At 62.4% G+C, this 6,352-nt stretch carries 7 protein-coding genes; 3 read left to right on the forward strand and 4 right to left on the reverse strand.

The annotated features are described in order from the left end of the window. Nucleotides 1-111: 111 nt before the first annotated feature. Entirely contained in the window at nt 112-1,164 is a 1,053-nt protein-coding gene (locus tag ACILSL_RS22680) for a hypothetical protein (RefSeq protein WP_395734350.1), read from the reverse strand. Between the two features lie 286 nt (nt 1,165-1,450). On the opposite strand from ACILSL_RS22680, the gene ACILSL_RS22685 reads away from it, so the two are divergent. Then, entirely contained in the window at nt 1,451-1,882 is a 432-nt protein-coding gene (locus ACILSL_RS22685) for a hypothetical protein (RefSeq protein WP_395734351.1), read from the forward strand. A gap of 109 nt (nt 1,883-1,991) precedes the next feature. Here ACILSL_RS22685 and ACILSL_RS22690 read toward each other — a convergent pair whose 3' ends face one another. Further along, nucleotides 1,992-3,707, reverse strand: coding sequence for a hypothetical protein (locus ACILSL_RS22690; protein WP_395734352.1), 1,716 nt, complete (start codon nt 3,705-3,707; stop codon nt 1,992-1,994). Nucleotides 3,708-4,029: 322 nt separating this feature from the next. On the opposite strand from ACILSL_RS22690, the gene ACILSL_RS22695 reads away from it, so the two are divergent. After that, nucleotides 4,030-4,665: a hypothetical protein gene (locus tag ACILSL_RS22695; protein ID WP_395734353.1), complete on the forward strand. Its 636-nt coding sequence runs from the start codon at nt 4,030-4,032 to the stop codon at nt 4,663-4,665. Nucleotides 4,666-4,854: 189 nt separating this feature from the next. Beyond that, nucleotides 4,855-5,286, forward strand: a complete 432-nt coding sequence (locus ACILSL_RS22700) for a hypothetical protein (protein ID WP_395734354.1) — start codon at nt 4,855-4,857, stop codon at nt 5,284-5,286. A gap of 281 nt (nt 5,287-5,567) precedes the next feature. Here ACILSL_RS22700 and ACILSL_RS22705 read toward each other — a convergent pair whose 3' ends face one another. Both ACILSL_RS22705 and ACILSL_RS22710 read right to left on the reverse strand, forming a co-directional pair. Then, nucleotides 5,568-5,990 (reverse strand): ExbD/TolR family protein, encoded by a 423-nt coding sequence (locus tag ACILSL_RS22705; RefSeq protein ID WP_395734355.1) that lies wholly within the window; start codon nt 5,988-5,990, stop codon nt 5,568-5,570. A 29-nt stretch (nt 5,991-6,019) separates the two neighbouring features. After that, a partial coding sequence (locus ACILSL_RS22710) for a MotA/TolQ/ExbB proton channel family protein (RefSeq protein WP_395734356.1) occupies nt 6,020-6,352 on the reverse strand: 333 nt, incomplete at its 5' end.

Below are 6,352 nucleotides of genomic sequence, written 5' to 3' on the forward strand. Positions count from 1 at the left end.
ACAGCCCGCTCCTGTGCCCCAAAAACCCGGGCAACCGCCACGCCCCAAAATGGGGTCAGGATGCAAATTATTGACAAATTTTCACCTCTTAAATTCTTCTCATAAACCAGATCACTTCCTGCTCCTGCTCGCATTCCTCGGCGGAGCCGGACGCGTCTCAAAAAACTTTGCTCCCACCGCACCTTTCGGCAGCGCGATGTTCTTCCCGGCGCGCTTCATCTCCATCAGCGCTGCAATGGAGATGGCATGATTCGGCACCACATGGCCGCTCTGCTTCGGCACGATGATCTCCGGCCCCTCCTCACCCACGAGGTAGGGCCTGCCAGCCTTCACCGGTCCACCTTTCGCGCGGGCTAAAGGCTTTTTCGCAGGATCAGGCAGCTTCAGCGGCCCGCCCACCCCACCAGAGCCGATGGCAGGCGGCTGCGTGTTTGCCTGCAGCGTTCCCGTGCCTGGCATGCCGAGGCTGCTGGGTGCCGCCGACGTCGTTGTCACTGAAGTGGATGCCGTCACCGCAGGTGCCAGCGGAGACTTCGTGGCGGTGATGGAGTTCCCCGTTGATGTGCCTCCCAGCGGAGCCGCCAGCACCGGCGGCACCAGCGGCTTCGGCGTTTCCATGCCCTTCAAAGGTTGGCTGCCAAACTGCTCCGTCGAGGCCTTGATCGTCCCATCCAGCCCACCTGTCGCAGCCACAGGCTTCGGCGGCACCGGCGGCCTCTGTTTCGGTGGCACGGGGACAAACTTGTACCCGCCCTGGCCGTCGGGCACCTGGTCAAATTTGGGCGAATTGGGGTTCTTGGAAATATTGCCCTGCTCGTCCATGATCTGCCCCGAATTCGCCCCGTTGAACTTCTGGCGCACCGCATCAAAGGTCCCGTTCGCCTTCGCCAGCGACACATTGCCCTGCCGCTGCGCATACGCATCCGCCGGCGTCGGGCGCGGCTTCATCAGCCTGGACGACCGCTGGCTCAGCGATCCCGTCGCGGTGCCAAAGGTCGCGGACACAGGCGAGGTGCTGCCGTCACGGTTGATCGTGCCGGTGCGCCTCGCCGCCGTCCCCGTGCCCAGCCCCGTTTCAGAATCATACTCGTTGTTGCTCGGGCGGATGCTCGTCCGGTTTTGCTGCTCTTCTTCCTGGGTTTGTTCTTCGTCGTCAGATTGCATGTTTTGAGAGGCCATGACAAAACCTTGGGTCCGGATTTCAGAGTGCAAGCGATTTGATATTTTTATCTGGTATCTTTCGGTATTATTTCATCCCGTTGCACGCGCTTTCCACATTCACGCCCCATGACGGCGGATGAGTTTAAGTCATGCCACTCTTCGCACGCTCCCTCCCGGCCATGCACTGCTCCACACTCCGCATCCATAAGCCCTGCGCCTATTCACTTTTCACGCCATCCCCTCCTCGACAAACCGCGCCGCAGTTCAATACTTCCTCCCTTAGATCCCCATGAAATTAGCCGCCCCCGACTCACTGCCGCCCACCTCCCCCAGAACCATGGCGGTGCTCATTCTCATCCTCCTCAGCCTCATGGTCGCCACGGTCAAGACCGCCCTCTATCCCTCGCCGCCCGCCGCGTGGGATCGCCTCCACGAGACCAGCACCCTTTCCCAGGCCGAGGCCAACACCCTCCTTTCCAGCAGCGGCGCCCACATCGAGTCCATCAAGGCCGGCGATCCCGTCACCACCGAAACCTGGTATAAAAACCACCGCACCGGCACCTGGACCATTCTCATCCGCTCCACCAAAACCCCCAAGGGGCTCGCGGTGCAGTCCGTCCACATCCGCAGCGACATCACCCATCTCCCCTACTTCACCCGCACCTGGGACTACCCCGCCACCAGCACACCCGCAGCAGCGCAGCCCACGCCGGTGAAGTAGAAATCCAGGCATGAGTCAGCCGAAAAAAGGGAAAGAGCGGAAAAATTCAGAACCCTTTTTTCAATTCTTTCCCCTTTTTCGGCCATCCCCTCCGACCTCTGCCAACAAGCTACCTCACCCTCCGGTAATCCACCGGCCTCCTCCGCCGCCGCGCCGCCACCTTGTACAGCGTCGCGCTGCCCTTGCAGCGGTAGGCCATCGCCAGGCCCAGCACATCATCATCGTGGCAGCCGCTGCGCGCCTCCTCGCGCCCGTTTTTGCTCCACATGAAGTTCCGGCACTCCGCCAAAATATGCGGGCAGAAGACATCCAGCGTCTCATTGTGAAACGCCAGCGCCAGGCTGTCGATCACATCGCGCCGCTGGTCCCGGTCCTTCAGCTTCCAGCCCAGCATGTAGTTCTGCTTCTCGCGGTCGTACGGGTCCACCACCTGGCGCTTGTACAGCGGCACGCCCAGGTCCTTCAGCCGCTCCAGCACATGCAGCCCCATGTTCACCTCCAGCACCACCAGCGCCCCGCCGTAATACTCTGACAGCAGCGCGATGTACTCCGCCGTCAGCAGCGTCGTCCCCGTAAAAGGCGGCCGCACACGCGCCACCACCGCATCCTTGTAGCACGCACCACCCGCCTCCTGGTACTCCGTGCGCAGCACGCCGATCGAGTGCCGGTCCGGGTCCCCGCTCTCCGCCTGGTCCTCCCCCGTCATGGGGTCACACCACACGATGTAGCTGCACCCCGGCTGCGGCCTTTCCCACAGGTGAAAGCTGCCAAAGCCGCTCGCATCCGTCTGAAACTCCACCCCGTCTCCCACCGCCACCAGAGAGCCCACCTCCGGCTCATGCAGCTGCGCCGCCAGCTCCAGCCGCCGCAGCGCCGCCACGTTAAAGCGCGGCCTGCCAGATGAAAGAAAGCAGCTCACCTCATCCTCCGGGTAAAACTCATCAAACGTGTCCTCCGAGCCCGAGCACTCCGCTTCCATGATCGCCCGCCGCCACGCCATCTGCTCATACGTCCAGCCATACCTCCGCCGCCCGTTCGCCTCACGCGGCGTCAGCGTCGCATCGATCTTCGCCTGCATCGCCTCCGTCACCGGCTTCGCGTTCTCCGCAAACTCAAACCACGCCGCAAACACCTTCACCCACCCGTTCCCCGGCGCCGCATCCCCCGCACGCCACGCCTTGAGAAAATCATCCAGGCTCAGCGCCCCCTGCCACGTCTCGTAGTGCCAGCCGCTCGCCCCGTCCGGCGTGCTCTCCGCGATCGCCAGCCCCGCATCATTCAGCGACGGCAAAATCGACGCCATGATCTTCCGGTCGTCCTTCACCCCGCCGCGCGGATACTTCGCGCTCTCGCTAAACAGCACCGCCTGCCGCGGCTTCGAGATCCCCGGGTTCATCGACTCCGCGCTCGTGATCGTCGCCGTGCTCCCGTTGGCCCACTTCATCCGCCGCTCACGCGGCACCAGCGCATTGTGCCACGGAAAGCGGTCGTTATCGCTGAAGGTCCGTATCCGCTCCAGGATGCCCTGGCTGTTCGCGCTGATGTTCGCCAGGATCAGCGCATCCGTGTTCCGCTGCTGGCACAAATGATAAATCACCTCCACGCTGAAGGTCGTTCCCCCGCACTGGCGGATCTTCGTCACGATCACCCGGATCGCAGGCACCCCCAGCGCCGTCAGCACCTCCACCGCCTCCGCCATCCGTCGTTGCAGCACATTCGCCCGCGGCGTCTCCAGCCTCTTCGTCGTCGCGTTTTGCACCTTCGTGCAGGTCTCGAAATGAATCAGCGGCGAATGCGCCACCAGATGAAAATCAGCATCATTCATAGTGTAACCATCAGCCTTGGGTCCCGATCTCAGATCTCAAGTGATTTCTCATCCACCCTGTCTTTTTCCATCATCTAATACCATATCATGGTCTCCTCCAGGCCGTTCAAAACATTCATTCCAGCCCCCGGCCTCAAATCCCCCTGACAAGAATCCTGTGAATCATGCCATTCTGTTAATCCTGTCCATCCTCCCCCGTCACCACACCAGCCCCCCCCATCAGCCCTCCCGCCGCCCCATTCACCCACCAGCAGCCACTCTTTCACTTCACCTAGTTCCATTCCCCACTTGCCCCCCGCCAAATCACGCACACACTCTCCCTATGAAGATGCTGCTCCTCACCCTGCTTTTGTTCACCTCAGCCGTCCAGGCAGAGCAATGGCTCGTGAACGGCCGGACCTACAAAGGCACCTTCCACAAATTCAATGCCAACCGCACCATGGTCTATGTCACCTCCGACAGGGACCACTACAAAGGCAGCTGGATCAAAGTCACCGCTCTCGACCCCGCCACCCGCGTCCGGCTCCGGGTCGCCACCCCGCAGGAGCAGGCCGCCGTGCAGGCTCAGGCGGAGCAAAAACGCCGGTTGGAAGCCCAGGCCGCAGCCCAGATGGAGCAAAACCGTCAGTTGGACCTCCAGGCCCTGGCTCAGATTCAGACGGAGCAGAGGCGTCTGGTGCAGGCCCAGTCCCAGACATCCGCCGTTCCCGATTACGTTGCCAGCCAGGCAGAGCACCAGGTCAATTTGCAGCGCGCGGAGGAATACCGCCGCCAGGCAGCAGCGCACCGCAGGGCGTCCTCACAGAGCTACATCGTCCCGTACTATTCCCACCGCTACTATCCATCCTCCCCCTACGTCCACATCCCCTACATCCACATCCCCAACATCCACATCCCCCACGTCCCCTACATCCACGTCCCCTACGTGCCGCGACCCATCATCATCCGGACCTATTAACGGCAAAGCCATCACACAGGCCCACAGGCTGCATCGCGCAGCAACACCGCAGCGCCTGAGCGCCACGCCAAAAACGCCACCACATTCCGCTACCACACGCCCCGCATCCTGTGTTTAGTGCCGGCCACGTGCATCTCCGGCCCCGCGCCTCCCATGGCACGCACCACCTCAGCGCTTCCTCCTCACCTCATGAAACACCTGCTTTCCGCCCTGCTGACCTCCTGCCTCTTCGTCTCCTGCGCCTCCAAAGATCTCGATCGTTGCCCTCCCGGCACCCCCGCCATCAAAGTCGCCCAGGCCGTCGACTGCACCCACAAGGACGGCAAGTTCACCCTCCCCGCCGGCATCTACCAGCCTGAGGCCCAGTCCGCCAAAGGCATCTACTACGTCGCCCCGGAGCGCCTCAAAACCACCGGCATCATTCGCCATGGCCATGAGCGCGGCGGCCTCTTCATCGCCAACGAAGGCTGGCAGTGGGCCTGGATCGGCCACCCCGGCTTTGAAGTGGACGCAAACGAAACCTCCATCCTCAAAAAGCGCGGCATCCTCATGCCCACCTGCTACAAATTCGAGCCCTACGTGAAGTACAGCAAGGTGAACACCAAAGTGAAGCGCCGCTAAGACGCGCTCCTCACTTCTCACATCACGGCACACCCGGCGCCATTCATTCTGCCGTCCCGGCTTTCGTATCCTCCCCAGCTCGAAGAGCCAGGGAGGAAGCCTTCCCACTTTTTCGCACGTAGTCCGGGCTTCAGCCAGTTCTGGCTCATGCTCTGCCTTCCTTCGTTCGCCGCTTACTTCGAAGCCCCCCAAATAGGTCCCATGAGTCCCATCAGACCTATTCCCACCGCGCCACATCCAGCATCCAGCCTGCCCTTCGAAGCTTTAGCGAAGAACGGGCCTCACTTCCCCGCCCGCTGAATCCGCGCCGGCACATCATTGATGCTGTACCCCGCCTCACGCAGCGCGTCCCACACCTTCACCAGGTTCCCCAGCGCCGCCGTCGTGTCCGCCTTCAGCTCCAGCTTCAGCCCCGGTGTCGTTTCCTTCATCGTCGTGATCGCCGCCGCCAGCTGCTCCAGCTCCACCGGCTTCCCGTCCAGAAACACATGCTGCTGCTCATCGATGGTGATCGCCACGCGCACCTCCGCCGTCGTCGCCGCACCGCCCAGCGTCTTCGACTCCGGCAGCGTGATCTTCATCTGCGTCTTGTCCTTTTCAAACGTCGTCGTCGCCACAAAGAAGATCAGCAGGATCACCATGATGTCGATCAGCGACACAATGGGGATCGTCGGTACCGGGCGGCGTTTGGGGCGCAGATTCATGGCAGGGTAGGCTTCAGATCAGGCCGCACTCAGTTCGCCGGACGCTGCACCTCAAAGTGCTGGTAAAAATGCTGGATCGTCTCCTGCATGATCGACTCCACCCGCACCGCCAGCGCATCCAGCCGCCGTGAAAAATACGTGTGCGCCAGCACCGACGGCACCGCCACAAACAAACCCGCGATCGTGCACCGCAGCGCCACGCCGATCTCCTGCGCGATCACCGTCGTGTCCGGCCCGCCCCCCGCGCCGAACGCCGAGAACATCCCCACCAGGCCCACCGTCGTACCCAGCAGCCCCAGCAGCGGCGCCACAGACACCATCACCTCCAGCAGCGGGATCCCGCTCTCCAGCCGGTGGATCTC

The sequence above is a fragment of the Prosthecobacter sp. genome, assembly GCF_044222345.1.
In the GTDB taxonomy this organism is placed as follows: Bacteria; Verrucomicrobiota; Verrucomicrobiia; order Verrucomicrobiales; family Verrucomicrobiaceae; genus Prosthecobacter.